Here is a 26,945-nt window from a genome sequence, read left to right on the forward strand (position 1 = left end):
GGTCTAACTCGCTACACTAAAGCCATGAGTGAATCTACCCCTAAGCCAATGATGAAAGTTTCTATTACGCCTGAATTTCAGACGGCGTATTCTTGCATTGAAAATGGTGACAACACTCTTGTACTTGGTAGTGCCGGTACAGGTAAAAGTACATTTTTAAAATGGGTCCGTAAAAAGGTTGGCGAACACAAAAAGCATGTGGTTCTTGCGCCAACAGGTATGGCGGCTTTGCAGGTTGCTGGGCAAACAATTCACAGTTTCTTTGGGTTTAAAGCACAGCTGATGCAAGACGATACCGCTTGGCACCGCCCAAGAAATCGTAAGATATATGAAGCACTTGAGATGATTATTTTAGATGAAATCTCAATGGTGCGTGCAGATGTGTTTAATAGTATTGACCAGTTTTTGCGTCGTTATGGTCCGAGGAAAGGTGAGCCATTTGGAGGGGTGCAAATTATTGCACTGGGTGATGTATTCCAACTTCCGCCAGTGGTGCGCAGAGACGAAAGAGACTTCTTCCAAGATACATTCGGTACAGCATTTTTCTGGGGTGCGGATGCATGGCGTGAAGGCGCATTTGAAGTGGTCGAGTTTACAGAAATTTTCCGTCAGAGCGATGCACCATTTATTGACCTTCTCAATCGTGTGCGTTACGGCGAGCGTAGTAGTGACCTGCTCAGCAAGCTTAATACACGCCTTGGACAAGGTGATACTGATGGTGCTGTGATTCTTGCAGCGCGTAACAATACAGTAGATGCCATCAACGCAGAAGAAATGGAAAAATTGCCAACAGACGAGCATATTTACGATGCCAAAACCACAGGTAAGGTAGATGAAAATGTGTTTACAAGTCCATCTCACCTGAGCCTGAAAAAAGGGGCACGTGTCATGTTTACCCGTAACGATGCCATGGGCCGTTGGGTGAATGGTTCCCTTGGTAAAGTGGTGAGCTGTGACGTGAAAACCGTGAAGGTGAAAATGGATGAAGGCCGTACTTATAACGTAGAACCTGTGAAGTGGGAACTCACCAAATATAAACTTGATGAAGAGACGGAACAGCCTGTTGCAGAAGTGGCGGGTACGTACTCTCAACTGCCTCTCGCACCGGCTTGGGCACTCACCATTCATAAGGCTCAAGGCCAAACACTTGAAAAATGTGTCATCAATCTTTCTGATGGCGGCATTTTTGCAGAAGGTCAGCTTTATGTAGCGCTTTCACGTGCCCGTTCTTTGGAGTCTATTACCCTTACAGACCCAATTACGGTTTCTGATATTCGCACCAGTCGAGACGTGAAGGCGTTTTATCAAGGATTCTTTAAGCGCTAACTTGAAAGTATCCTCTTTCATTCCTATATATTTAAATAATCAAACATCTTTGTTCCGCTTGTTTGCGTCTGTAGAGGCGTTTTATGTGGAATGTTCCTCTGGAGGAGTCATAGCATTATGAGTGCAAAATCTATTTTGGAAGCAATGGGCTGGCTCAAGTGGCTTGCAATCCTGTACGGAGTTTTGACCTTTCCCTATGCACTGGATCAGATTCATGCTGGGGAGTTTTTCTCGCTGAGATCTGTCGTCATTGCTTCGGTGGTTATGGGCGTGTATTTCCTTCTTAAACACGTTCTTGAGAAAAGGGTGAAAGCTCAAGATGGCTAATCGAAACCAAATAAAGGGCTCCTTCGGGAGCCCTTTATGTTTGTTATAAACTAAAGTTTAAGTCTATACCTTCTGGCGCATTCCACACCGCAACCGTACTTGCGTACATAGACCGTTCATTCATTGGGGCAAACTCAAATGTACTCAGCTTCGCCTTACCGTCGGCTTCAAGTTGCTCAATGAGGTTTACATGATAGTTTTTTGGAAGATGAGGGATCCAAAGCATGATAACCGCATTGGGGCTACTCTTTAGGAGCCTTTCAACCGTATCAAGCACATCCGCGTATTCATTTTTGAGCTCGTATGAAGGGTCAATCATAATCAGGTTTTGAGCGTCTTTGCTGAGGCCAAATGAGGCTGACATAAAGCTATTGGTTTCGTAGAACTTAATGCGGCTATCGAGGTTGAAGCGGTTTTTAAGTTGTTTGAACTCGTTACTATGGCGCTCAAACAGATGGATGGTATCTTCTTTACCTGTCAGCATCTGGATGATCTTTGGACTGCCCGGATAGTGGTTCGGCTTCAGTTTACCAATCAGCTTTTTAATTGGGTTTAAAATCTCAAGGTCTTCCTCCATCAGTTTCAAAATACCGTGGCCAGCTTCACCTGTTTTTTGTGAGTGGTCAGAGGTTAGGTCGTACACGCCACGACCTGCATGGGTATCAATGACATTCAGAGGTTTACCATCTGCTTTTAGGCCTTCAATCATACGAATGAGAAGCGTGTGTTTATGCACATCAGCCATGCAGCCAGCGTGGAAAGAGTGTAGGTAAGATAGCATTAAAATATTTCCTCATTCTACTATGCGGCGCTGCAAATGAGTTTTGCTTGCGCTTCCGTTTCTCAGGTACGGACAAGTACATTGCGATACGGTTCTCATTAAAACTCATTTTCGCAAGCCGCCTAGCGAATGATCAAAATATTTTTTGATTATAAATCAATGCAATTTTGAATCGCTTTTTGCCAGCCCTTAATCATTTTTGATCTTTTATCACTGTCTAGAGACGGCGTAAAGGTTTTACTCACCTGCCACTGGTTAGAAATAGTTTCAAAATCAGGAATGAGTCCTGCGCCAATAGCTGCAAGATACGCAGCGCCAAGGGCTGTGGTTTCTGTCACTTTAGGGCGCACCGTTTCTACATCTGTAATATCCGCAAGGCGGTCACAGAACCATGTGTTAGCGACCATGCCGCCATCAATGCGAAGTTCTGTAAGTGGTGTTTCCATTGCTGTGAGAAGGTCGAGCGTTTGGTAGCAGAGGCCATCAAGCGTGGCGCGCACTATATCTGCTTTTGTGCTATCAAGGGTCAGGCCAACAATATGCCCTTTGGTGCCAGCTTGCCAGTGCGGTGCGCCAAGGCCAACAAAGCCCGGGACTACATAAACTTCATCGTTTTGTTTAGCACTTGCTGCCAGTTCTTCGGTCTCAGTGGCATGAGAAATTAGGCTTAGCCTATCTCTAAGCCACTGTATAGCGCTGCCACAGACCATGCTGCTGCCTTCGTAAGCGTAAATGGTCTCGGTGTCCGTTTTATAGAGAACTGTCGTTAAAATGCCTTCTGGGGCGCTTTTAGGCTCTGCACCAATGTTCATCATCAGAAAGTTACCTGTGCCGTAGGTGTTCTTCGCCATGCCGGCTTCAAAGCAAGCCTGCCCAACAGTAGCAGACTGCTGATCACCGCAGGAGCCTTGAATGGAGAGACTGAATCCGCAAAGGGCTTCATCTGTTCTGCCAAAGTCATCAATGTTGTTTTTAACCTCAGGGAGAATGTTTACAGGAACTTTAAAGAGTGAAGAGAGTTCATTGTCCCATGCCATGTCCTGAATGTTAAAGAGAAGTGTGCGGGATGCATTGGTTGCGTCTGTCGCGTATGTGTTGCCGCTTGTGAGGCGGTAAATGAGATAGCTTTCAATGGTACCAATGCATAGGTTATTTGAGCGTTGCGCTTGTTTTACGGCGTCATTATTCTCAAGCAGCCATGCCATTTTTGTTGCGCTAAAGTAGGCATCAATAGGCAACCCTGTTTTAGCTTTTACATCCGTGCCATGTTTAGCGTTTAGATCGGCGCACAGGTCGGCGGTACGCTTATCTTGCCAAACAAGGGCAGGGGCAAGCGGCATGCCTGTATCTTTGCTCCAAGCAACACAGGTTTCTCGTTGGTTGGTAATGCCCATCGTTTCGGCTCTGTAGCCTTTATTTTCAGCTTGAGAAAGCGCGTGCTTACAGACAGCGAGAGCGTTCTGCCAAATTTCTTCTGCGTTGTGCTCTACATGGTTTGGGGCAGGGTAGTGTTGTTCATGTTCAATGGCGTGGCTTGCAATAATGTTCCCTTGGACATCAAACACAATAGCGCGTGTAGATGTTGTGCCTTGGTCAAGTGAGAGAATAGCTGGCTTAGGGGCATTCATATTTAAGTTACCTTTTTATTTTTTATCCCGCTTATGTACGGCGTTGGTACATGGCGCTGTCAAAAAAGTAAAAATCTAAACTTAAATCTAAACGCCTAAAATGTATGTTTATGTGATCACAATCTCTTTTTTACTATCATGGAATTTATGAAGCATATATTCAGAAAGCTTTTTCTTTTGCTCTTCATTCATAAACAGGCCTTGCTTTGTACGGTGCCAAATAATGCTGTTAACTGAGGCTGCCCACTCTTCACTCATCAGGTATTCCACTTCACGGGCATAAAGGGTGGCGCCAAAGTGCTCACCAAGTGAGGCGATGTCTGTACAGCCAGCAAGAATATATTCAGCTGCTGTGCCGTAGCTTTCTGCAAGACGTTGGGTTACTGCCATTGGAATAGCAGGGTGTTTCTTTTGGAAAGCTTTGACGTCAAAATTCTCTTCGTTCCCGTATAGGGGGAGATCACCAGTCAGGCAGCGGCCTTTAATTTTAAGTTTCTTCATGGCGTCTTTGGCAAGTGTACGGTAAGTGGTGAGCTTACCGCCCCATACATTGAGCCCAATGGCGCCTTTAGATTTAAAGGTTTGTAGGCTGTAATCTCGGCTGGCTTTCGTGAGGCCGTGCCCCATGTCAATAATGGGACGCACACCGCTGTAATCCCACACAATGTCTGCTTCAGTGGTTTGTTTACTGAAACGTTCATTGGCAATAGCTAGAAGGTAGCTACGCTCGGCGTCTGAAATCTTCGCTTGCCCCGGATCGCCTTCCATAAGTTCTTCTGTAGTACCTACTAATGTAAAGTCTCTCTGGAAAGGAATCGCAAAAACGACGCGACCATCTTCTTGTTGGAAGAGGTAGGCTTGATCATGCAGGAAGAGTTTAGGCACGACAATGTGGCTGCCTTTAATAAGCTTAAGAGCTTTGTTTGGAAGGTCTGGGGCAACATCTTCCATAAACTGAGAGGCCCATGGACCTGTTGCGTTAACAAATTTAGGGGCAGTCACAGTATGTTTAATGGCTTTGTGCATATAGGTGATGTGCCACTGCTTTTTAATGGCTTCTACTTTAACCACTCTGGCAGAAGGGATAACTTCAGCGCCATGGCTTTTCGCGTCTTTAGCATTGGCAATCACAAGCCTGTGATCATCTACACGGAGATCACTATAGGCGAATGCGGTGCCTGAATCTTTTTTAAGGGCTGTACCTACAGCTGATGTTTTAAGGTCAAATTGGACAGACTTGGGTAAAAACTGGGAGCGATATAAATTATCGTATAAAAACAGACCCAACTTAACCAGTCTTGCTGGGCGTGTGTGGGGTTCGTCTGGGATGTTGAGTCTAAGAGGGCTTACAAGATGTGTTGCAATGCGCGCCAGTGTGTCTCGTTCTTTCAGGGCTTTACGCACAAGCCCAAACTCGTAGTGTTCAAGGTATCTGAGGCCGCCATGGATCATCTTTGTGCTCCATGAGGATGTGCCAGCGCCAATGTCGCCCTTATCAAGAAGCAGGACTTTAAGCCCTCTTAAGGTTGCGTCGCGTGCGATGCCTGCGCCATTAATGCCAGCGCCTACAATGATGAGATCAAATTGCTGATCAGACATGATACCTCTCTCGGATTATCTGCTATAACTGCCCTTAGAATACCACTGGCAAGAGCCAGTTCCAAATGCTGCTCGAGTTTCGGGTCGGCTTTTTCCGACTCTGTCCAAATAATCAGATCAAGGTTGTGACTTTTAAGTGTGTTAATAACGGTTTTGTTAAGTGCGCCCGTTGGCAGGATGCCGTAGGTGGCGCCGTATTGTGCTGCTTGTTTCAGATATGGTGCGCTAAGGGCTTTATAATGGGCAATACCGTCATGCGCTTTATGGGCAAAAAGAAGACCTCTTGGGATAAAGGGTAGCTCTTTTTGAATAGTGCTCAGCTGGCTGTGGTCAAAGGAACTTATCAGAATGTTATGGGGGTGGATTTTACCAGCTTGAATAAGGGGTAAAAGCATTCTGCATACTGCGCCTGCGACATCTGGGCTTTTGAGCTCAATATTAAAGAGTGTATTGGGATGTGCTGGGATATGCTCTGCCAGTAGGGCTAGCGTTTCCTCAAATGTAGGGATGTGGCTGCCATCTTTGAGTTTAAGTTCAGTAATATCTGTATCTGACAGATCTTCAAAGAAGGATTTGCAGCGGGTCTGTGTTTCAAGGTGATGGTTTAGATCACTGATAATCTCTGTGCCTTGCATGCGGGTGGGGTGCATCATGTATAAGGTGCCGTCAGCACTTTTGACCACATCACTCTCAAATCCATCGGAAAGTGTCAGGCTTTTTGAAAAAGCTGACAGGGAGTTTTGATATGGGGCAGGGGGCGCCATAACGCAGCCTCTATGGCCGATTATCTTAGGGAATGCGGGCGTTTTCTGTTCCATGCATCTTATTATACATGAACGCAAAAGAAGCGGAAAATACAAAAAATGACGACTAAGAGTTGACCGGTCAGTCAAGTGCTATTATAATTTAATATAAGGGTATAACCCCATATACGAGAACCCTATGGAGAAATGATGGAAAAACTACCGACTAAAGAGCGTTTGATTCAAACTGCGAATGACCTTATTGGTCAGGCAAACTACAGCACTGTGAGTGTGGCTGAAATTTGTCAGGCTGCTGGGGTTCATAAGGGTAGCTTTTACCATCATTTCCCCTCTAAAGTAGATCTTGCGATTGCAGCGATTGATGCTTACTTTGAAGAGAATACAAACGACTGGGATTCTCTCTTCTCCCCTCAAGTGCCGCCTTTAATGCGTATGGTTAAAATTTGTGACTATGCTATTGAAAAAATGCATGAAGAGGTGAAGGAGTGTGGGCGTGTTGTGGGATGTCCTCTCATGTCTCTTGGCTCTGAAATGGCTGGTGAGGATGGTGAGGAAGCCCGTCTGGCCAAGCGTTGCAGAGAGGCGGATGATGTGTTCCTTAAATACTGGAGATCATGTGTGAGAGATATTGCAGATGAGGGGTATTTAAAAGAGGGAGAAGATCTTGATGAACTCGCACGAATGATTCATACTTTCGTGGCAGGCCAAATGATGATTGCAAAGGTGCATGATTCTCTCGATGTTTTAGAAAAAGATTTGAAAAAAGGCATATTTAGAATTCTTGGTATTTCACTGGATAAAGTGGAATCTTAATTAAAAATTTTTGTTAAAAGTTGACTTAAAGGTCAAATGAAGGAGAGAACAATGAATACGGCATATGTGGAAACACTCAAGACCAATAAGACAATTTTGCTAATGAGCGCAACAACGCTGCTCTTTGCTGGAGCAGCATTTTTTTATAGTACTATGGTGCATGGTGAAGAAGAAAGCGTGCAGGAAGCTGTTGCTGTTGTCGCTGAAATGACCATTCCAGTGGCGGAGGTGAAAGCTCAAGAAGTTAACCTTTGGAGCCGCTTTTCAGGCCGTATTGCTGCGGTAAATGAAGCTGAGATTCGTCCACAAGTAAGTGGCCGTATTACAGAAATCCGATTCAAAGATGGTGCATCTGTTGAAAAGGGCGATATCTTGATGGTCATTGATCCACGTCCGTATGAAGCAAGCCTAAAGGAAGCTAAAGCGAATCTTGCTTCTGCAAAAAGCCAGAAGGCTCTTGCTGGCCGTGAGCTAAAGCGTGCTGAAACTCTCCTCAAAGAAGACGCGATTGCTCAACGTACATACGATAGCCGTGTGAATGACCTTGAAGTTGCAGAAAACGCCATCCTTCAGGCGGAAGCTGCGTTGATTCAAGCAAAAGTTGATGTAGATCACGCTTATGTGAAAGCGCCGTTTTCTGGCCAAGCTGGCCGTGCGGAACTGACTGTTGGTAACCTTGTACAGGCAGGCAGTGCACCGCTTCTGACAACTCTGATTTCTAATGACCCTGTTTACGCTGAGTTTGACGTAGATGAGCAAACATACCTCAAGAACGTGTACAGCGTACGCTCAAACTCTGAGCAAAAAGTACCTGTACGTTTGAACGTGAAAGGTATTCCTCAGATGGAAGGCAGCATTGATAGTTTTGATAACGCGATTAACCCAGCGACAGGTACGATTCGCGCTCGCGCTCTATTTGAAAACAAAGACGGCATCCTTCTACCAGGTATGTACGCTGAGATTGAAATGTCGACACCAACTTCAACAAGTGAGCTTGTGGTGCCAAAAACAGCTGTCGCGACTGACCAAGACCGTATGTTTGTGTACGTGGTTGATGAGATGGGCGTTGCCAAATACCGTGAAGTGACTGTGGGTCGCCCACAAAACGGCTTTATTGTGATTCAGTCTGGCCTTAAAGCAGGTGAGAAGATTGTGACAGATAAGGTTGGTATGGTGCGTTCTGGCCAAACAATTAACGCTGAGAAGGTTTCAATTAACGTTGAACCTGCTAAAGAAGCGTGGGTCGCTCAAAAATAATTAGACCGCTAGAAGAAGAAAGAAACATCTCATGAATTTCTCTAGATTTTATATTGATCGCCCTATCTTTGCAGCGGTGCTTTCAGTCCTTATCTTTGTCGCAGGTTTTGTGGCAATGTTTAACCTCCCAATTTCGGAGTATCCAGAAGTTGCCCCGCCATCTGTTGTGGTGAATGCGTCTTTCCCGGGTGCCAGCCCTGCTGATATTGCAGAGTCTGTGTCGATTCCGCTAGAAGAGCAGATTAACGGTGTGGAAAACATGCTGTACATGAACTCTCTGGCAACAACAGACGGTAACCTACAGTTGCGCGTAACATTTGCCATTGGTACAGATGCTGACCTTGCACAGCAGCTTGTGCAAAACCGTGTGCAACAGGCGCTACCACGTCTGCCACAAACTGTACGTGACTTTGGTGTGACGGTAACGAAGTCATCACCTGACATTACAATGGTGGTGCACATTGTCTCTCCAAATGAGCGTTACGACGCCCTTTACCTACGTAACTACACCAACATCAACGTAAAAGATGAACTGGCTAAAGTTCAGGGTGTGGGCTCTGTACAGATCTTTGGTGCAGGGGATTACGCAATGCGCCTATGGTTAGATCCAAACAAGGTTGCTGAGCGTGGCCTAACAACAGGTGAAATTATGGCTGCTGTGCGTAGCCAAAACACACAGGTTGCTGCAGGTACAATTGGTGGCCCTCCATACACAGAAGGTAAAAATGTACCTAAGCAAATGCCAATTACGGTGCAAGGCCGCCTAGAAAGCATTGCTGAATTTGAAGATATTATTATTAAGCGTAGCGCAGAGGGTGTGGTCACGCGCCTGAAAGACGTGGCTCGTATTGAGCTTGATGCCTCTGGCTATGCACTGCGTTCACTGCTGGATAATAAGCCAGCTGTGGCAACGGCGATCTTTGCATCACCAGGTGCAAACGCACTAGAAATTTCATCTAACGTGCGTAAAAAGATGGCTGAGCTGAAAAAGAACTTCCCTGAAGATGTAGATTTCCAAGTGATCTATGACCCAACAACATTCGTGAGTGACTCGATTCATAAGGTGATTGAAACCCTTCTTGAAGCAGTTCTCATGGTTGTGATTGTGGTTGTAGCCTTCCTTCAGCGCTGGCGTGCGGCTCTGATTCCGCTACTTGCTGTACCTGTATCTATTGTTGGTACATTCGCTGTGATGCTGGTTCTTGGTTTCTCAATTAATGTCCTTTCACTCTTTGGGCTTATCCTTGCCATTGGTGTGGTTGTGGATGACGCCATTGTTGTGGTCGAGAACGTGTCGCGTGGTATTGAAGAAGGTATGACGCCGCGTGAAGCTGCCATTAGAGCTATGAAAGAGGTAACGGGCCCAATTATTGCCACGAGTTTGGTACTGATGGGTGTCTTCATTCCGATTGCCTTCCTTTCAGGTCTAACCGGTATGTTTTACAACCAGTTTGCCTTAACAATTGCCATTGCGGTTGTGATCTCAACATTCAACTCGCTCACACTTAGCCCGGCTATGTCTGCACTTCTTCTCCAAAAAGAAGGCGCTAAGCGTGACTGGCTACAACGTGGCATGGACAAAATCTTTGGTGGATTCTTTAGAGTGTTTAACCGTGTGTTTGATCGCTTTAATGACCGTTACACAAACTCTGTACGTTGGTCTATTAGCCGTAAAGGGCTGATGATGGCGATCTTTGGTGGGTTCCTTGTGTTAACAATGTACGGTTTTAAGAGCGTACCTGCTGGATTTGTGCCAGCGCAGGATAAGCAATACCTCATTGCCTTTGCGCAGCTTCCACAAGGTGCAACTCTTGACCAAACGGAAGAGGTGATTCGTCAGATGGGTGACATTGCCCTAAAGCACGAAGGTGTTGCCAATGCCGTTGCATTCCCTGGTCTGTCTCCAAACGGATTCGTGGCCAACTCAAGCAGTGGTATTGTCTTCCTACCTCTAAAAGACTTTAAAGAGCGTACAGCGCCACACCTCAACGGTTTTGCCATTGCAGGGGCTTTGCAACAGCAGTTCATGAGTATTCAGGGCGCCTTTGTGGCCATCTTCCCGCCACCTCCTGTAAGTGGTTTGGGTACGGCTGGTGGCTTTAAGCTACAAATTGAAGACCGTGCAGGCCTTGGTTATGAAGCTGTAAACGCTGCCCTGTGGCAAGTGCTTGGTAAAGCAAACCAACACCCAGCACTGACTCAGGTGTACAGTAACTACAACATTGATGCGCCAGAGATCTTTGCCAACCTAGACCGTACGAAGGCAGAGCAACTTGGTGTGGATGTAGACCAAGTCTTCGCAACAATGCAGACATTCCTTGGCTCACAGTACATTAATGACTTCAACCTGTTTGGACGCGTGTATCGTGTAATTGCACAGGCAGAAGCTGAGTACCGTGATGAAGCCTCTGACATTACAAGTATTAAAGTGCGTAACCGTGATGGCGCGATGATTCCTCTTGGGTCTATTGTAGACGTTGAGGAGAGCAAAGGTCCTGCCATTGCCATGCGCTATAACGCATACCTTGCGGCTGACGTAAACGGTAACCCGGCACCGGGCTACTCAAGTGGTCAGGCTGAAGCTGCGATTATGGAGATTCTCGATGAAACTTTACCAGCAGGTATGACGTATGAGTGGACAGATTTGACGTACCAGCAGATTCTTGCCGGTGATTCAACGCTGATTATTTTCCCACTGTGTCTCTTCCTCGTATTCCTTGTGCTTGCTGCACAGTACGAGAGTTTGACAATGCCGATTGCTGTGATCGCGATCGTGCCTCTCACAATCCTCAGTGCCATCTGGGGTGTGAAATGGAGTGGAGGGGATAACAACATCTTTACGCAGATCAGCTTCTTTGTGCTGGCGGGGCTCGCCAGTAAGAACGCCATCCTTATCGTTGAGTTTGCACGCGAGCTTGAAAGGGAAGGTATGAAGCTTGTGGAAGCCGCTGTGAAAGCCAGCCGTCTACGTCTGCGTCCAATCCTGATGACATCATTCGCCTTTATTATGGGTGTGCTGCCACTGGTAACCTCTACAGGTGCAGGTGCAGAGATGCGTCAAGATATTGGTGTTGCTGTATTTTCTGGTATGCTTGGTGTAACATTCATGGGGATCATCTTTACGCCGATCTTCTATGTACTCCTACGCCTAGTCGATAAGAAATTTGAAAAAAAGGAAGAGGCTGAACATGCTAGCGAATAAGACATACCTCTCAGTTCCGGTACTTGCCAGTGCGCTTATGCTCAGTGGATGTATGCCACTGAAGAACCCAAACAAAGGGCTGGAAGCACCTGAAGCAAGCGTGTGGCAAAATACACCTCTTGAGGCAGGGAGCATTACTGGCCTTGAGAACTGGTGGCTTCATTTTGAAGACCCGGCCCTTGAAGCTCTTGTAGCACAAGCGATGATGGATAGCCCAACACTTGCTATTGCTGCTGCGCGTGTCGAAGAAGCGCGTGGCTCTAAGCGTACATCGCTTGGTGGCCTGCTGCCTAATATTAGTGGTACAGGGACAGCAACAGAATCAGACGAAGGTGCAAGTAACCAACGTGGTTCATTTGAAGCTGGCTTTGATGCATCATGGGAAATTGACCTGTGGGGTAAAAACCGTAATGCCTACACAGCGAGTGCCAAAAGCTTTAAAGCAAGAGAAGCACAGTACCAGCAGTCTAAGATTGTCCTGATTAGTGAAATCGCGCGTACGTACACAGCACTTCGCGCTGCTGAAAGACAAGTTGAACTCACACAGCGCAACATTAAAACGCTAGAAGAAACGAAGCGTATTATTGAAGCGCAAAAGCGTGTCGGTGAGGCGGGACGCCTAGACGTAGAACGTACAGATAACCTTCTGAACTCAACACGTGCACAGGTGCCAGAAGCTGAGCGTATCCGTGAAGCACAGCGCCTTGCATTGAGCGTACTTGTGGGTGTTCTTCCAGAAAACCTAGACGATATGATCATGATTGATGGCAGTATTCCATCAGCAGAGCATGTGCCACTGCTTGAAAGCCCAAGTGATGTGCTGAAGCGCCGCCCTGATGTACGTGCGGCTCAGCTTGAGTTTGCTGCTGCAACAGACTTGTCTGAATCAGCATTTGCAAACATTTTCCCAAGTCTCACACTTGGTGGATTCTTCGGTATTGCAGAAGGCCTTGCGTTTGACCCAACTGAAATCTGGCGCCTGTCAGCATCAAGCTCACTGCGCCTACTAGATTTTGGTCGTCTGCGTGGCCAGATTGACGCGGCACGTGCCCGTGAGCGTATTGCGTTTGAAACGTACCGTGGCACGATCCTCGAAGCTGTTGCTGACGTAGAAACAGCGCTCAGCGATTACGCACACCTTAAGCGTGAAGAGCAAGCCCTTGCTGCTGCCCTTGTGAATGCAAAATCAGCCCTTAAGCTTTCTAAGAAGCTTTACAAAGAGGGTGAGATTGCTTTCCTTGATGTGCTTGATAGTGAACGCACAGCCATTAGTGCTGACCGTGCACATGTGGACGCGCAATCTCAAGTGACGCAAGCCTTGATCCGACTCTATAAGAGCCTTGGTGCTATGTAAATCTAAGCCCCGCACTGCGGGGCTTTTTGCATGCGCCATTGAAAATGGGCTTACTCATCACCATAATATAGCCATACAAAACTTCTTGTTCCGCTTGTTTGCATCCCTTGAGGGTGTTTTGTGCGGAATGTTTCTTTGGGAGAAATCCAAAATGAATGCCACCATCAAGAAAGCCGTGTTTGACTTTATCAACGCTGGTGACAACAGCATTGCAATTCGCCGGATCGCATACCTGCTCTGGATGATCGCATTTGCTGTATTGCTGTCATTTGGCAGCAGCTTGAGCACCCTCCTGTTTATTGGCGTACTCACTGTGATAGGGCTTGAATTGCACTTGATCAGAAATGAAGCCGTCACGGCTGATCTGCATGCAAGAGCTGCCGATGCCGGGGTGTCTGTTGACGACTATGTCTCGGAATGGCTGTTTGATATTCTGGAATACAACCCGGGTGAGATTCGCGCACGCTGGGGACGTTGGTAACACGTTCTACCGAATACGCTTAAGGCCCCCAGTTGGGGGCCTTTTGCTATGTTTCGAGTTTGGCGTTATCGTAGGTTTCTTGGGCTTCCATCCATGCCATTTCTGCATCTTCAAGTTCGCGAGCGAGTTTACCGTACTCAAATTGGAGGTCTTTTGCTTTTTCTGCATCTTCGTAAACGTCAGGCTCAGCCAATTGGGCTTCAATATCTTTTTTCTGTGTTTCAAGTTTAGAAACCAGCTTCTCTGCTTTTTCGAGTTCTTTAAACAGTGGCGCAAAGGCTTTGCGCTTTTGTGCTTCTAGCTTACGACGTTCTTTCGCAGAAGGGCCGTTTGATTTTTTGCCTGAAGAACCTTCACGTTTAGAGACACGTCGTTGGTTGAGGACATGATCTTTATAAGCGTTCAAGTCGCCATCAAATGGCGCAACTTTGCCATCCTCTACAAGCCAGAGACGGTCTGCAACGCGCTCAACCATGCTAGGGTCGTGGCTTACAAAGACCACAGCGCCATTATATTCAAGCAGGGCTTTCATCAGCGCTTCACGGGCACCAATATCCAAGTGGTTCGTTGGTTCATCAAGCAGAAGCAGGTGAGGAGCATTATAGGTCATAAGGGCAAATAGCAGGCGGGCTTTTTCACCACCCGAAAGAGAGCCGATTGGATTGTCTTGCAGAGCTTTAGAAAACCCAAAACGACCAAGTTTACTACGGACACCTGCTTCAGGGTTACCGCGCATCAGCTTGCTCATTTCTTCAAATGGCGTTGCTTTCACATCCAGCTCATCTGTTTGGTGCTGGCTAAAATACCCAACGCGGAGTTTATCTGCGCGGTGCATGCCGCCCGCTTTTGGCTTCAGGCGGCCTGCGAGGAATTTAATGAGTGTTGATTTACCGTTACCGTTGGCACCAAGCAGCGCAATACGGTCATCCATATCAATGCGCTCATCAATATCTGTAAGAACAGGGGCGTTATTGCCGTAAGCGAGCGATACATTAGAGACGCTAATGAGTGGCGGTGGGAGGTCTTCAGGCTCAGGGAATGTGAATGACATTTGGCTTTCATCTGCAACTGCGCCAACAAAGGTCATTTTCTCGAGCGCTTTAATACGGCTTTGCGCTTGTTTGGCTTTACTGGCCTTGGCTTTGAAACGGTTAATGAAGGCCTCCATGTGCGCCTTTTCAGCTTGCTGCTTGATGTGCTGCTTTTGCTGGTGAGCGCGGCGTTCATTACGCTCACGCACAAAGGTGTCATAGTTCCCTTTGTAGAGTTTCAGCTCTTTGTTTTCCACATGCACAATGTGTGTTGTACAGATATTAAGGAGTTCTCTATCGTGACTAATCACCAATAGCATATGCGGGTAGTTTGCGAGATAGTTCTCAAGCCACATAATCGCTTCAAGGTCCAGGTGGTTGGTTGGCTCATCAAGCAGTAGAAGATCTGGCTCACTAAATAGTACGCTCGCCAGTGCCACACGCATACGCCAACCACCCGAAAGGGATGACATCGGCTCACTGAGTTGCTGTTGGCTAAAGCCAAGGCCAGAGAGAATACTGCTGGCACGGGCAGGGGCACTGTGGGCACCAATATCGCTCAAACGTGTATGAATCTCTGCAATTTTGAAAGGGTCTGTTTCTGTATCGGCGCGCTCAAGGAGTTCGGTGCGTTCTGTATCCGCTTTAAGTACCACATCTAAAATAGGTGTATCACCTTCTTCAATATCCTGCTTGATGTACCCGAGCGAAAGGCTTTTACCGAGCTCAATATCACCGCCATCATTGGCCAGTTCACCTGTAATAAGTTTGAAAAGGGTGGATTTACCTGCGCCGTTCTCGCCAACCACACCCACTTTCCACTTGCTTTCAAGCGTGACTGAGGCGTCCTCAAAAATAGGACGGCCTTGGATTAAGTAGTGGAGTCTCGAAACTGTAAGCATGCTCAGGTTTTACCACGCTGTTTTATTTGTGTCTATGCTCATAAGAAGATGTGTTAGGGAGGATTTTCACATATGAAGGTACGTGTACCGCCAATTGGGATTGAGATTGAAGGAATTATCCATCGAGAAGATCGGTTTATGGCAGGTGGATCATCTGCCGAGTTAAATGAGCGCCTGAAGGCTTCACTTGGTGAGTTTGTCTCATTTGAGGGTGGATCGAGTAATTCAGGGGCGCGTTTATTTGAGGTGAAAACCAATCCGTCTACCAATATTAAACAGGCAACAGAAGAACTCACTGGCCACTTGCGCGCCATGCATAACGTGATGAGCGCGTATCACCGCGAAGAAAATTTCAAAATGGCTGAAAAGAACAGGCAAATTGATGAAGATATTGCGGGAATGGATGAAGAAGAGCGCCGAGATTATTTTGCTTGGGGTGATCCTATGGGGAAAGATGAAAGTCATCAACGTCTCATGTTTGCGGGCTCTAAGCCTATGGTAGGGGGTGGTTCTGGAGGGCTGGCAGATGCTCTCAACCCTCCAGAATATGGAAATACAGGCAATTACGCATCAGGTATCCATATTCATGCTGGTGTACCTTTTGAGGAACATGAGCAGGTTGTAAAAAAACTTGAGCCATATGCACCACTCTTAACGGCTCTCACTGCATCTAGTCCTTTTGATCATCAGGGCAATCCTGAATGGGCAAGTTATCGTATGATGGAGCGTATAAACCGTACATCTTTTGGAGAGCCTTTAAAGCCATATTTCCACCGTTATGGCGGCGGAACCTCAAGGGATCGAGATCTTGAGTTTACACCCAATTATAATGCGGGCAAGTCCTTACGCCCTGAAACTGTTGAGTGCGTGGTGATGGATAGTACGTCTAGCCTTGAAGACATTGCCTGTGTAGCAGCAATTTACCAAGGGCTGGTTTGTAAAGCTATGCATGAGGCGCATATGGATTGTCGTCTTGAGGGGGCAGAGAAACTTGACCCAGAGCGTACGGGGAATATGAGCCGTATCTGTAAAGACGGCTTAGACGCTGAACTGATTTGTGTAGACGATTCCACTATGACAGCAAAAGAGGCGGTGGGTGAAATGCTAGATGAGCTTTCACCATATCTTAAAGCGCTCGGTACAGAAGAGATGGCTCTTCATGCTGAAACCATCATGCGAGAAGGGACCAGTGCGGACCGCCAAGTGAAACTCTTTAATGATGAAAACCGTAAATTTGAGGTGGACGGAAGACGAGAAGCTGTACTTGAGCATATTTCTCAAGGCAGACATGACAAAAGTTTTGAGGCGCTATCACCAGAAGAGCAGGACGAACTATTTGAACCGTGTTCTTGGTCAGATAGTGGCTTGAGCCATTATGAAGAAGTAAAAAGAAGCCAAATTGCAGACATTGTTGAGCGATCTGTCGTACGTGAGTCTCTAGAAATGGCGCGTGCAGGTCGAGGCAAGCAAACAGAAGAGCAAGCCTATGCGATGAGTGAATCTAAAGTTGATCATCTAGAGGTGGAAGAGACGCTTTCAGCTCGGGGGCAAGTGCTAGAGGTTGAGGTTGATCTGTCACAGAAAAACGCAGAATCAGAAAAAGAGCAAAACACCTTAGTGCTTGCATAAATTTAAAAGACTTATGTTTAAAAACTTGATATAAATCTTTCCAACACATGACAAAAGTGAAGAAGAATAAAAACACACATGATGCCTCAAGAAGATCGTCGTAAATCTAAGCCGGAGTTTCGCGGTAAAAAAGAACGTCGTGAAGAGATGAAAATTGTTGTCTCTGCCACACAGAATGATATCTACCTATGGATGGGGTCTATTGCCATGATGGTCGCCATTATTGGTATCGTGGTTACGCTTGCTGTGGTGAAGGGGTAAGTTCATGTTGATTATTGGAATGCTTGAAGCTTTTGCAATCGCCTTTCTTGTGGCGTTTTACAATGTGTATCTTTGGTTTTGTGTTCAAGTTTGGAATATTGAACCGTTTGTCTTTACATGTTTGAGCCTTATGGCCTCTGCTGTGCTGCTTCTATTACTTGCCGGGCCTGGCCGTATGATGCGCAGCACTTTAAAAGCGAAAGCTACGTGGAGCTATAGTGCCCTTGCCGTTATGGAGCATGTGGCGGATGTATTTATTGTTTTTTATATTAGTGCCACAGAATCAGCGCTGTTTAGCCGTTTGAATATTGTGATTGCACTTCTGATTGCGTGGAAGTACTTCAACCGCACACCGGGTAAGCCTGATATGTTTGGCGGGCTTATTATTACAGGTGCTATTTGCTGGCTCACAGCACTACAGCCATCTGAAACACTTCTGCCTTTGATGGTGGTGATTCTTATGGAAGCCTTTGCACAAACAGGCCAGTACATTATTGCTGAGCGCCATCCAAACGCTGTGGAAGCGTCTGAAAAGGGAAGCATGCGTGATAAAGCCCGTGTCGTTGGTTTTGTGACCTTTGTAACAAGTCTTGTTCTGTTTGGTCTTGTGCTGATTCTCAGTACCATTGCGACATGGTTTGATATCCCTGGTCTCTTGCATTATGAAGTGCCAAAGCTTGAACGCTTTATTCACCCTGAAACCGTTTGGACAGCTCTGTTTTACGGCATCTTGATTCTGCCGCTGATTCGTTACTTTAAATGGTCAGCAAGTTATAAGGTGAAAGCAGAAAACATGCTGCTTGTGATGGCCTTTATCCCTGTACTCACAATTTTGATTGAACTTGTTGCCAGTGCAACAGTAGGTATGCCTGATACAGGTCGTAGCCTATTTAGTGCGGATGATAGCTGGGCATTGATTGTTATTGGATGCCTGATTACTTTTGGTGCTGGCTTTAGTGCCTTTATGACGATTCGTAACTCTCTAAAAGGGATGACGTTAAAAACATTTATGAAGCAAGCGAAGAAAGAGCATAAGTTTGTTGCTGTTGAACAGAGTACGCACGCAGAAGATGACTATGAGCGTGTGGCAATGACTCTGTCCTTTTGTGGCGGCAGTTGGAACAAGGCTTCTGAGCTTTTGGGTATTCCTGCCAAAGCGATGCAAGTAGTGTATGACGGTGAGGGCGCTCTTGCGTTTGATGATACCGTGAGTGCACATGTGTCGAGTAAGTATCTGCAACATGTAGCAAGTAAAGATGCTCTAACAGGGGCGTATAACCGCTCTGGGTTCTTTGGGCGTGCGCAGCAGGCTCTTGGTAAAGTGAAGAAGGCTTCTGCTCTTTATATTGATTTAGATAAGTTTAAGCCAATTAATGATGAGTATGGACATGAGGCAGGGGATAAGGTTCTGATCCATGTTGTGAAAGAGCTTGGTAAAACACTCCCAGAAGGCTCTCTTGTTTGTCGCCTTGGTGGAGATGAGTTCTGTGTGCTTCTGTTTGATGCCGGTAAGCAAAAAGCTGGACAGGTGATGAAAGAAGTACAAGGCGCCATTGAAAAGCCTGTTACAATTGTAAAGGGAAAACGTGTTTCTGTTGGTGCGTCTATAGGCCTCTCATCTTTCCCGCATGATGCAGAGAGTGTCGAAGCGCTTATTAAGGCTGCGGATGAAGGCATGTATAACGTGAAGAAGAAGCGAGGCCAGTAATCTCATGGAAGATCGCCGTAAGAAACTCAGTGAACCGCGTAAAAAAGGCGAGCGCCGTGGTGATATGAAGATTATTGTCTCTGCAACAGAGGCTGATATCTACACATGGGCGGTGTCTATTGCGCTTATGGCTGTGATTCTTGTGGTGTTTGTGATGATGGCGATTACAGGAGTCGGTGCGTAATGTTACTGACTGGACTGATTCAAGCCTCTGCCGTTGTTGCCTTTAGTGTACTCTTTAACATTATGGTGCGCTTTGCGGCACTCCTTTACGATATTGAGGCGATTGTCTTTACCTGTGTGAGTGTGATTGCAACAGGTATGATGCTCTCGCTGTTTGCAGGGCCGGGTAAGCTTGTGAGTGCAACGCTCCGGTCTCCTGCCACGTGGGCCTACGGTATTTCCGCTGTTGGGATCTTCCTGCTGGATGTGTACCTTGCGCGCTATGTGAGTGCCACTGAAGTGAGCCTGTTTGGCCGTATGGCGATTCCTGTGTCTCTTCTTATGTCGTGGATTATCTTTAAGCGTTATAAAGGCATGAGCGACTGGGTGGGGCTTATCTTTGTTGTGATTGGTCTTGGACTGCTGTTTATGATTCAAAACCCAGCACACCTGAGCATCATTATTATGATTGTCATGGGGATTGGTCTTGTGCAAGCCGGTGAAGTGATCTTTGCCGAGCGTCATAGTGAGTCACAGACAGCGCAGGAAGAAGGTAACATGCGTGATAAAGCCCGTGTGGTTGGCTTTGTAAGTTTTGTAACGGCGATGATGTTCCTTGTTCTGGTGTTTACAGGATCTCTGCTTAAGGCATATGTATTCCCAAGTAGCTCAGTGGTTGGTTTCTTCCCAGATCTCATTCGTTACGCTCATGCGCCAAGCATTTGGTGTGGTCTATTTTATGGTGTTGTTATTGCCAGCGTTGGGCGTTACTGCTTCTGGTCGGCAAGTTATAAACTCAAGGCAGACAACATCCTTGCGATGCTCGCCTTTGTCCCGCTGATGACTTACGTGATTGAATACCTGATGACACTTAACCCAGCTTTCATGATGAACGAGACGATGTTTAGTGGTGAGCGCGGTAAAATTCTGCTGCTCTCTAGTATCATTATGTGTATTGGTTCTGGTTTCTCAGTATTTCTGCGTGTGCATAAAGAGTTTGAAAAAGAGCGTACAGGTGACTTTATGGCAGACGTGAAGCGTGCGTTGACGATTCAGTCTGATGACCTTGCGCCCATTCACCATGCAAAGAGTGCGCGTGATGACTTTGATATTATTCAAATGACAATGGCCTACACGGGTGGAGACAGTAAAAAGGCGGCTCAATTATTGGGTGTTCCTGAAGGGACGCTCAAAGTGGTACATGCGGGCGGTGGTAAGTACGCGCTGGTGCGTAGCCAAAGCCAGATGGTGGCACGTAACTACCGTTCACGCGTGGCAAGCCGTGATGCGCTGACAGAGCTCTACAATCGTTCAGGCTTCCTTAGTAAAGCAGATGCGAAGCTTGCTAAGAACAAGACAGCAAGCGTGTTTTACATTGATCTGGATAAGTTTAAGCCAATTAACGATACCTACGGCCATGAAGCAGGGGACACTGTTCTTAAAGTCATGGCGCAGCGCATGCAAGACGTGCTTAGCAGCAAGGCGATGATCTGCCGCATGGGTGGAGACGAGTTTTGTGCCTTGACGCTTGGCACAACAAAAGTGAATGCCAACAAGCTGAAGCGTGACCTTGAAAAAATCCTCAAAGAGCCTGTGCTTTGGGAAGGCTCTAATATTGAATTAGGCGGCTCAGTGGGCCTCGCACAATTCCCGAAAGATGGTAAAGACATCGGTAGCCTTATTAAGGTGGCTGACGAAAGCATGTATGGTGTTAAAAAAGCGCGTTAGTTTTTTATTGGCTTGCTTTCAGTCTTTCATTTTGAAAATCGTAGATTTTACAAAATAAAATCCAGCGCAATCTATGGTCTTGGTTTAAAACGTTATTCTTCAAAAACAGCCTTCGCTCTGTTTTTAGTTGTTTTAAACCGCTCAAAACCTCTTAAGGTTTTGGCTTCGTTTCACTGCGCACTCGCGTAGGCCGGCATTCCTCGTGTGTCTCTCTGTCAGCTATTGTTTCTTATGCTACCTATAAGAGTACTCATATATATCTGTTTACCTTTTTTGATTCGCTAGCATTCCGCTGGCAGGATATATGTGTTTCTGATTCAAGGAAAAACTGAGATGACAAAACTGATCGCTTCCGCAATCTTTGCAACTCTTGCTCTGGCTGGTACCGCCATGGCAAAGCCTTATGTTGTTGATACAGCACATGGTGAAAAAATTGTGCTGGAAGTTCAGCACAGTGGTGACTGGTGCATCACTTCCGCTCGTTTTGATCGCGCATGCCATTCTCGTGAAGAATGGAAACAATCCGGTTGGAACACAGGCTTCATGGTTCGCTCTATGGCCCTCAAGATGGAAGAAAAAGGAGACTTGTCTCCTGAGGAGAATCCTTTTCGTTAAGGAGCCCTGAAGAAATCGAGAACGTCCCCTTTTAGGGGGCGTTTGCTTTTTGAGGTTCATGAAATGACAAAGCCCCCGCAAAAACGGGGGCTTTGTATCGTTTAACGACGGTTGCCATCGGCGGCAACGATATCGTTGTAGATGGTCATAATTTCCATGTGCGTTGCATTCAGCTGCTGGAAGAGCGCGTCTTGCTCTGCCCAAACACAGGCTGCACCAGATGTTGCTGTATAGGACTTGGCCTCTTGGTAGGTGTTCTGGTACTGCTGTTGCAGGTCTGGGACAGTTTGGTAGCGTTCCCACAGGTTTCCACCCATACGCTTTGCCACCAAAACTGAGGCTGCATTTTCGGCATCAGCTTCCCAACGGTCCCATTCACCTACTTGGGTCATATGGTAGATGTGAACCATACTCACGTCTGAGCAGGGCAGGGGTGGTTGTTCTTCATTGGCTTGCCGCATGCCTGATATGGCGGTGAGCAGCATGGCCATCACAACCACAACGGCAAAGGCGACAAGCACAATAATAAACAGTTTCGGGTTAGATTTACCCATGATTAAACTCCTAGAGAAAAGAAAAGGGAGAATTATTTGTATACATTTATGGTGTTAATTCTCTAAAATGTCAAATATATTGTCAGTTATGTTGAAAATGTAGTATTTGAATACCGTTACATAAGAAATTACCTAACCATGAATACGTGCGACCTTCCTGCGTGTTGCAGGCGTGGATGGGCTGGAGTTCTTTGGCAACTCGGAAAACTTCGTTGAGCTGAAGTGGGTGCGTGAAGGTGATACCGTCCGCATCACATACAGCGCTTCGGAAGATCCGAACATCAAAGAAGTGTCGGTTGCTATCCAAGCTTTCGACCGTGTGGGTGATGCGCTGCAAGGCGAGTAATCCAATAGGTCTTTCAAACGAACAGATGGCGCCCCTCTCAGGGTGCCATTTTTTTTGTGCTTTGGTTTGTGGGGAGGGGCATAAGAAAGCACTATAACTGTGTGTGCCTTTTGGTAAATGTCAGCATTCTGCTGATATTGAGGCATGCGTTTTTCTCGAGGAGAGACCCATGAAAGCTTTGTTTGTAACCGTTCTGGCTGTGACTCTTGTTGCTGGCCCTGTCAGCGCGCAGTCGATCACTCTGTTTGGTGGTGGCATAACCATCAGCACCAGCAAGGGTGGCGGCACCAATGCGTGCATCCGTAAGGATGGCAATGGCGGTTGTATCCGCCTTCCGGGTAAAAACCGGAAGTAAATCGATTTGAAGATAAGAGCGTCTCCCTTTCATTTGGGGAGGCGCTTTTTTATGCCTTAAGGCCTTGAAAGGTCAAAAAAGACCCCCATATCAGCAGTAATACCCGTCATCTTATGTCGTCCCTTTGTCTCTTGAAAGGAGATATCCTCATGAAACAGTTGCTTTTTGGCGCTTGTGCACTGGCTTTGACTGCTGGTGCAGCCCTCGCAACAGAAATCGTGGAGCGGCCCTACGCGTTTAACAACCCGTCGGCCAACAGCATGGAAGTTGTCCATTACACCGACCTTGATGTGGTGTGCTTTGAAGAGGATAAGCACACTTGGGGCTTTGGCTTCAGTTGCTACACCAGCGAAAAAATGGGCGAAGGCTTCATGAGCCGCATGCCGTTTGATCGCGTGGAAGAGTTTGTGACCACAGACGGCGCAGAACGCAAGCGTGTGGTACATGTTCCTGAGCTGGGCCTCATTATCCTTGAAGTGCAGCGCTATGAACATGGTCATGGCCAATCGGTCTTCACCTATGAAGAGTTCGGTTGGCTGCGCATTGACGATCTGGGCATTGAGCCTTCCTACCGAACCAAATAATCGAAAAAAGAAAGCCTCCCTTAGGGGAGGTTTTTCTTATCTTATTGACAGGTAAATTATGAATGTATACGTTTAGTGCAATTCTTATCTATTTCTCTTTTCTTTTGATGGAGTAAATCCAATGAAAAAGCTTGTTTTAGGCGTTTGTGCCTTAACGTTGTCTGCAGGTATGGCCATGGCCACTGAAGTTGTCACTGGCAACTTGATGGATCAAGGTGATCATTTCACTGCCCCAAAAATCATTCATTTGGTGGATGTGGGTTTGGTGTGCATTTCACAAGACAAAGGTAACAAATGGACTTCGTCCTGCTTTACTTATGCACAGCTTGGCGCTGAGCGCTTGGCTGTGATGGGCATTGAGCCCAACCCTGACTACCCGCTGAATTAAGCTTCTCTTCAATTGGAGTTATCCCACATGAAAAAGTTACTTCTTGCCGCAGCCCTTGTTGCTGCTCCTCTTGCAGCCTCAGCTGAAGTTGTTCAGCTGAACCAAACTACTGGCTTGAGCAATAAGCGCAGTGCAATGACAGGTTACTATGATCAGACCTCCCAGCAATACTGCCTTGTCATCATTGATGCTGATGGTGTTGGTATGGACTGCAAACCTGTCCATGAGCTTTCAGAGCAGGCGCAAAGAAATATTCTTGGCGACAGCTATGAAGCCGATACGCCCACAGGCAACTAAACCGATTGCAAATCCCCCGTTTTTACGGGGGATTTTGCTGTTTTTAACCCTTATAAAACAAGGTGCCTAAAAAATAGTCAAAAAAGACCTGTTTTTTGCCTGAAAAACGCCGAAAAACTAGGAGGTGAAAGGGGGGTGTGGTATAGTTGACACCTATTTATAAATAAAAAGAAAACAGCGCATCTGAGACGCGCGAAAAGACGGAGTGATCCTATGAGCGATGACATCAAAAATAACGGAACAGAAGACATGCAAGATACAGGCACAGATGTGGCTGTTGCTGGCGGTGGTGATGACGGTGGCGATGGGCCACTGAACATGCAAGGCGTAAGCGCGATCTCTATTGTAGATGAGATGCGTAAGAGCTACCTTGACTATGCCATGAGTGTAATTGTCTCTCGTGCCCTTCCAGATGTACGTGATGGTCTTAAACCTGTACAGCGTCGTATTCTTTACGCACAGAAAGAGCTTGGTAATGAGTGGAACCGCCCGTACAAGAAATCTGCTCGTGTAGTCGGTGACGTAATGGGTAAATATCACCCACACGGTGATAGCGCAATTTACGATGCCTTGGTACGCCTAGCGCAAGATTTCTCTATGCGTGTTCAGTTGCAAGATGGTCAGGGTAACTTCGGTTCGATGGATGGTGATAACGCCGCTGCCATGCGTTACACGGAAACACGTATGTCTCGTGCCGCGTCTACGCTCCTAACGGATATTGAGAAGGACACAGTAACCTTCCGTCCAAACTACGATGGTAACGACATGGAGCCAGAAGTGCTTCCTGCACGCTACCCGAACCTTCTGATTAACGGTTCTGGTGGTATTGCCGTTGGTATGGCGACAAACATTCCGCCACATAACCCACTTGAAATGATTGATGCGACAGCATTCCAGATTGATAACCCAGAATGTACAACTGACGAGCTACTTGGCTTTGTACAGGGGCCTGACTTCCCAACTGGTGGTATTGCCATGGGCCGTGATGGCTTTAAGGCCGCTATGATGACAGGTCGCGGTAAAGTGATGATGCGTGGTAAGACGCACGTTGAAGAAATCCGCAACAAAGATGCTCTGATTATTACGGAAATCCCATACCAGGTGAACAAATCTCGCCTGATTGAGCGTATCGCTGAACTGGTACGTGACAAGGTGATTGACGGCATTACACACATTCAGGATGAGAGTAACCGTGAAGGTGTACGTGTGGTGATTGAAATCCGCCGTGATGCCAGCCACGAGATTGTTCTGAACCAACTGTTTAAGCATACAGCGCTACAGTCGAGCTTCTCATATAACATGCTCGCTCTAGACCGTGGTCGTCCGAAGCTAATGGGTCTAAAAGAGATTCTGACATGCTTCATTAACCACCGTGTAGACGTTGTGACACGCCGTACTAAGTTTGAACTTGGTAAAGCGCGTGCCCGTGCTCACGTATTGGTTGGTCTTGCACTGGCTGTGGCGAACATTGATGATGTGATTAAGATTGTGCGTAACGCACCAGACCCAGCAGCTGCAAAAGCTGAACTTATGGCGCGTGACTTTGACGCAGAAAGCGTTGTGAGCCTGATTGAGCTTCTTGGTGAAGCGATGCCAAACGGCAAGATTTACCACATGAGTGACATTCAAGCGCAAGCGATTCTTGATCTTCGCCTACACCGCCTAACTGGCCTTGAGCGTGAGAAGATTGTTCAAGAAGCGACAGATATTTCTGAAGTGATTGAAAAACTCGTTGAGATTCTATCGAACCGTCCAGTGATGATGGCTCTGATTAAAGATGAGCTGATGGAAATGCGTGACCTTCTAAGCCTGAAAGGTGCGGCTGAGCGTCGTACTGAAATGCAGGATGGTGCCGCAACGATGGACATCGAAGACCTGATTAAGCCAGAAGAGATGGTTGTGACGATCTCTAGCGATGGTTATGTGAAGCGTCAGCCAATGGATGCTTACCGTGCCCAGCGCCGTGGTGGTCAAGGTAAGTCTCTTGCCAACATGAAGAACGAAGATGAGCAGGTACAAGAGTTCCTTGTTGCGAACACACACGATCCTGTTTTCTTCTTCTCAAGCAACGGTAAAGTGTACAAGCTGAAGGTATGGGAACTTCCTGTAGCCAGCGCTGGTTCACGTGGTAAGGCTCTTATTAACCTGCTACCGATTGAGAAAGACGAGCGCGTTCTTAAAGTGCTTCCAGCGCCACAAGACGCAGAAGCTTGGGAAGGCATGGTTGCTATGTTTGCGACACGTGAAGGTCTTGTCCGTAAAACACCTCTAAACGCGTTCTCTAACGTACACAGTGGTGGTATTAAAGGGATTAACCTAAACGATGGTGACGAACTTGTAAGTGTTCGTATCTGCCCAGAAGCAGAAGGCGACGTGTTCCTATGTTCTAAGAACGGCCAAGCGGTACGCTTCCCAGTGGAAACACTGCGTACGATTGCCAGCCGTACAGCTTACGGTGTGAAGGGTATGAGCCTGAAAGCCGGTGACGAGCTTGTAAGCATGGACGTGATTGTTGATAAGGAAGCTGATAAGTACATCCTATCCATCACTGAAAATGGCTTTGGTAAGCGTACGCTTGCGGAAGACTACCCAGCGAAAAGCCGTGGCACAATGGGTGTGATCTCGATTAAGACGTCTGAGCGTAATGGCCCAGTAACAGCCAGCCTACCAGTTGGTGACGGTGACCACATCATGATCATCACAACAGATGGCCAGGTGATCCGTACAACAGCTGATGGCATTAGCTGTGTAGGCCGTAACACGCAAGGTGTAACGATCTTCAAAACAAAAGGTGCAAAAGCAAGCAGCGTGACACGTATCCCTGCGCACCTGATGGAAGAAGATGAAGAAGCT

25 protein-coding genes are annotated in these 26,945 nt (G+C 46.8%); 19 read left to right on the top strand and 6 right to left on the bottom strand.

The genetic code is table 11. From position 1 onward, the window contains the following. The first annotated feature begins 24 nt into the window (after nucleotides 1–24). Nucleotides 25–1,326: an AAA family ATPase gene (locus VX730_06040; protein ID MEC9291945.1), complete on the top strand. Its 1,302-nt coding sequence runs from the start codon at nucleotides 25–27 to the stop codon at nucleotides 1,324–1,326. 117 nt (nucleotides 1,327–1,443) lie between these two features. After that, a complete protein-coding gene (locus VX730_06045; protein MEC9291946.1) occupies nucleotides 1,444–1,653 on the top strand; it encodes a hypothetical protein in 210 nt (69 codons plus the stop codon). A 43-nt stretch (nucleotides 1,654–1,696) separates the two neighbouring features. Here VX730_06045 and rlmJ read toward each other — a convergent pair whose 3' ends face one another. The 4 genes from rlmJ to VX730_06065 form a co-directional block, all read right to left on the bottom strand. Then, nucleotides 1,697–2,434 carry a 23S rRNA (adenine(2030)-N(6))-methyltransferase RlmJ gene (gene rlmJ / locus VX730_06050; GenBank protein MEC9291947.1) on the bottom strand — a complete coding sequence of 246 codons (738 nt, stop codon included), beginning with the start codon at nucleotides 2,432–2,434 and terminating at the stop codon, nucleotides 1,697–1,699. 149 nt (nucleotides 2,435–2,583) lie between these two features. Then, a complete protein-coding gene (glpK, locus tag VX730_06055; GenBank protein MEC9291948.1) occupies nucleotides 2,584–4,062 on the bottom strand; it encodes a glycerol kinase GlpK in 1,479 nt (492 codons plus the stop codon). A 108-nt stretch (nucleotides 4,063–4,170) separates the two neighbouring features. Next, the gene (gene glpD, locus VX730_06060; GenBank protein ID MEC9291949.1) at nucleotides 4,171–5,661 is read right to left on the bottom strand and encodes a glycerol-3-phosphate dehydrogenase; all 1,491 of its coding nucleotides are present in this window, start codon (nucleotides 5,659–5,661) and stop codon (nucleotides 4,171–4,173) included. After that, complete coding sequence (locus VX730_06065) at nucleotides 5,628–6,479, bottom strand: glycerophosphodiester phosphodiesterase (GenBank protein ID MEC9291950.1); 852 nt, start codon at nucleotides 6,477–6,479, stop codon at nucleotides 5,628–5,630. Before VX730_06065 ends, glpD begins: the two co-directional genes overlap by 34 nt. A 135-nt stretch (nucleotides 6,480–6,614) precedes the next feature. Here VX730_06065 and VX730_06070 point away from each other — a divergent pair, with 135 nt between their 5' ends. The 5 genes from VX730_06070 to VX730_06090 all read left to right on the top strand — a co-directional run bounded on the left by VX730_06070 (nucleotide 6,615) and on the right by VX730_06090 (nucleotide 13,532). Then, nucleotides 6,615–7,238 carry a TetR/AcrR family transcriptional regulator gene (locus VX730_06070; protein MEC9291951.1) on the top strand — a complete coding sequence of 208 codons (624 nt, stop codon included), beginning with the start codon at nucleotides 6,615–6,617 and terminating at the stop codon, nucleotides 7,236–7,238. Nucleotides 7,239–7,289: 51 nt separating this feature from the next. Then, on the top strand, nucleotides 7,290–8,495 hold the full coding sequence (locus VX730_06075) for an efflux RND transporter periplasmic adaptor subunit (GenBank protein MEC9291952.1): 1,206 nt from the start codon (nucleotides 7,290–7,292) through the stop codon (nucleotides 8,493–8,495). 31 nt (nucleotides 8,496–8,526) lie between these two features. Then, complete coding sequence (locus tag VX730_06080; protein ID MEC9291953.1) at nucleotides 8,527–11,697, top strand: multidrug efflux RND transporter permease subunit; 3,171 nt, start codon at nucleotides 8,527–8,529, stop codon at nucleotides 11,695–11,697. Next, nucleotides 11,684–13,051, top strand: coding sequence for a TolC family protein (locus tag VX730_06085; GenBank protein ID MEC9291954.1), 1,368 nt, complete (start codon nucleotides 11,684–11,686; stop codon nucleotides 13,049–13,051). Before VX730_06080 ends, VX730_06085 begins: the two co-directional genes overlap by 14 nt. Before the next feature lie 151 nt (nucleotides 13,052–13,202). Next, nucleotides 13,203–13,532 carry a hypothetical protein gene (locus tag VX730_06090; GenBank protein MEC9291955.1) on the top strand — a complete coding sequence of 110 codons (330 nt, stop codon included), beginning with the start codon at nucleotides 13,203–13,205 and terminating at the stop codon, nucleotides 13,530–13,532. Between the two features lie 46 nt (nucleotides 13,533–13,578). Here VX730_06090 and VX730_06095 read toward each other — a convergent pair whose 3' ends face one another. Continuing rightward, the gene (locus VX730_06095) at nucleotides 13,579–15,465 is read right to left on the bottom strand and encodes an ABC-F family ATP-binding cassette domain-containing protein (protein ID MEC9291956.1); all 1,887 of its coding nucleotides are present in this window, start codon (nucleotides 15,463–15,465) and stop codon (nucleotides 13,579–13,581) included. A 72-nt stretch (nucleotides 15,466–15,537) separates the two neighbouring features. Between VX730_06095 and VX730_06100 the strand changes: the two genes are divergently transcribed. The 6 genes from VX730_06100 to VX730_06125 all read left to right on the top strand — a co-directional run bounded on the left by VX730_06100 (nucleotide 15,538) and on the right by VX730_06125 (nucleotide 21,568). Next, the gene (locus VX730_06100; protein MEC9291957.1) at nucleotides 15,538–17,094 is read left to right on the top strand and encodes a glutamate-cysteine ligase family protein; all 1,557 of its coding nucleotides are present in this window, start codon (nucleotides 15,538–15,540) and stop codon (nucleotides 17,092–17,094) included. A 78-nt stretch (nucleotides 17,095–17,172) separates the two neighbouring features. Then, nucleotides 17,173–17,355, top strand: coding sequence for a hypothetical protein (locus VX730_06105; GenBank protein MEC9291958.1), 183 nt, complete (start codon nucleotides 17,173–17,175; stop codon nucleotides 17,353–17,355). Nucleotides 17,356–17,359: 4 nt separating this feature from the next. Further along, nucleotides 17,360–19,063 (top strand): GGDEF domain-containing protein, encoded by a 1,704-nt coding sequence (locus VX730_06110; GenBank protein ID MEC9291959.1) that lies wholly within the window; start codon nucleotides 17,360–17,362, stop codon nucleotides 19,061–19,063. A 4-nt stretch (nucleotides 19,064–19,067) separates the two neighbouring features. Beyond that, nucleotides 19,068–19,247: a hypothetical protein gene (locus tag VX730_06115; GenBank protein ID MEC9291960.1), complete on the top strand. Its 180-nt coding sequence runs from the start codon at nucleotides 19,068–19,070 to the stop codon at nucleotides 19,245–19,247. Beyond that, nucleotides 19,247–20,953: a diguanylate cyclase gene (locus VX730_06120; GenBank protein ID MEC9291961.1), complete on the top strand. Its 1,707-nt coding sequence runs from the start codon at nucleotides 19,247–19,249 to the stop codon at nucleotides 20,951–20,953. The genes VX730_06115 and VX730_06120 overlap by 1 nt, the downstream gene beginning before the upstream one ends. 333 nt (nucleotides 20,954–21,286) lie before the next feature. Then, nucleotides 21,287–21,568 (top strand): hypothetical protein, encoded by a 282-nt coding sequence (locus VX730_06125; protein MEC9291962.1) that lies wholly within the window; start codon nucleotides 21,287–21,289, stop codon nucleotides 21,566–21,568. A 101-nt stretch (nucleotides 21,569–21,669) separates the two neighbouring features. Here the strand turns inward: VX730_06125 and VX730_06130 are convergent, their stop codons facing one another. Beyond that, nucleotides 21,670–22,122 carry a hypothetical protein gene (locus VX730_06130; protein MEC9291963.1) on the bottom strand — a complete coding sequence of 151 codons (453 nt, stop codon included), beginning with the start codon at nucleotides 22,120–22,122 and terminating at the stop codon, nucleotides 21,670–21,672. A gap of 172 nt (nucleotides 22,123–22,294) precedes the next feature. Here VX730_06130 and VX730_06135 point away from each other — a divergent pair, with 172 nt between their 5' ends. The 6 genes from VX730_06135 to gyrA form a co-directional block, all read left to right on the top strand. Next, nucleotides 22,295–22,468 (top strand): hypothetical protein, encoded by a 174-nt coding sequence (locus VX730_06135; GenBank protein MEC9291964.1) that lies wholly within the window; start codon nucleotides 22,295–22,297, stop codon nucleotides 22,466–22,468. A 169-nt stretch (nucleotides 22,469–22,637) separates the two neighbouring features. Continuing rightward, nucleotides 22,638–22,823: a hypothetical protein gene (locus VX730_06140; protein ID MEC9291965.1), complete on the top strand. Its 186-nt coding sequence runs from the start codon at nucleotides 22,638–22,640 to the stop codon at nucleotides 22,821–22,823. A gap of 149 nt (nucleotides 22,824–22,972) precedes the next feature. Next, nucleotides 22,973–23,407, top strand: a complete 435-nt coding sequence (locus VX730_06145; protein MEC9291966.1) for a hypothetical protein — start codon at nucleotides 22,973–22,975, stop codon at nucleotides 23,405–23,407. Nucleotides 23,408–23,528: 121 nt separating this feature from the next. After that, the gene (locus VX730_06150; protein ID MEC9291967.1) at nucleotides 23,529–23,795 is read left to right on the top strand and encodes a hypothetical protein; all 267 of its coding nucleotides are present in this window, start codon (nucleotides 23,529–23,531) and stop codon (nucleotides 23,793–23,795) included. A 27-nt stretch (nucleotides 23,796–23,822) separates the two neighbouring features. Continuing rightward, nucleotides 23,823–24,092 (top strand): hypothetical protein, encoded by a 270-nt coding sequence (locus VX730_06155; protein ID MEC9291968.1) that lies wholly within the window; start codon nucleotides 23,823–23,825, stop codon nucleotides 24,090–24,092. A 213-nt stretch (nucleotides 24,093–24,305) separates the two neighbouring features. After that, on the top strand, nucleotides 24,306–26,945 hold a 2,640-nt coding region (gyrA, locus tag VX730_06160), incomplete at its 3' end, for a DNA gyrase subunit A (protein ID MEC9291969.1).

The organism is Pseudomonadota bacterium (assembly GCA_036141575.1).
Lineage (GTDB): Bacteria > Pseudomonadota > Alphaproteobacteria > UBA2136 > JAPKEQ01 > JAPKEQ01.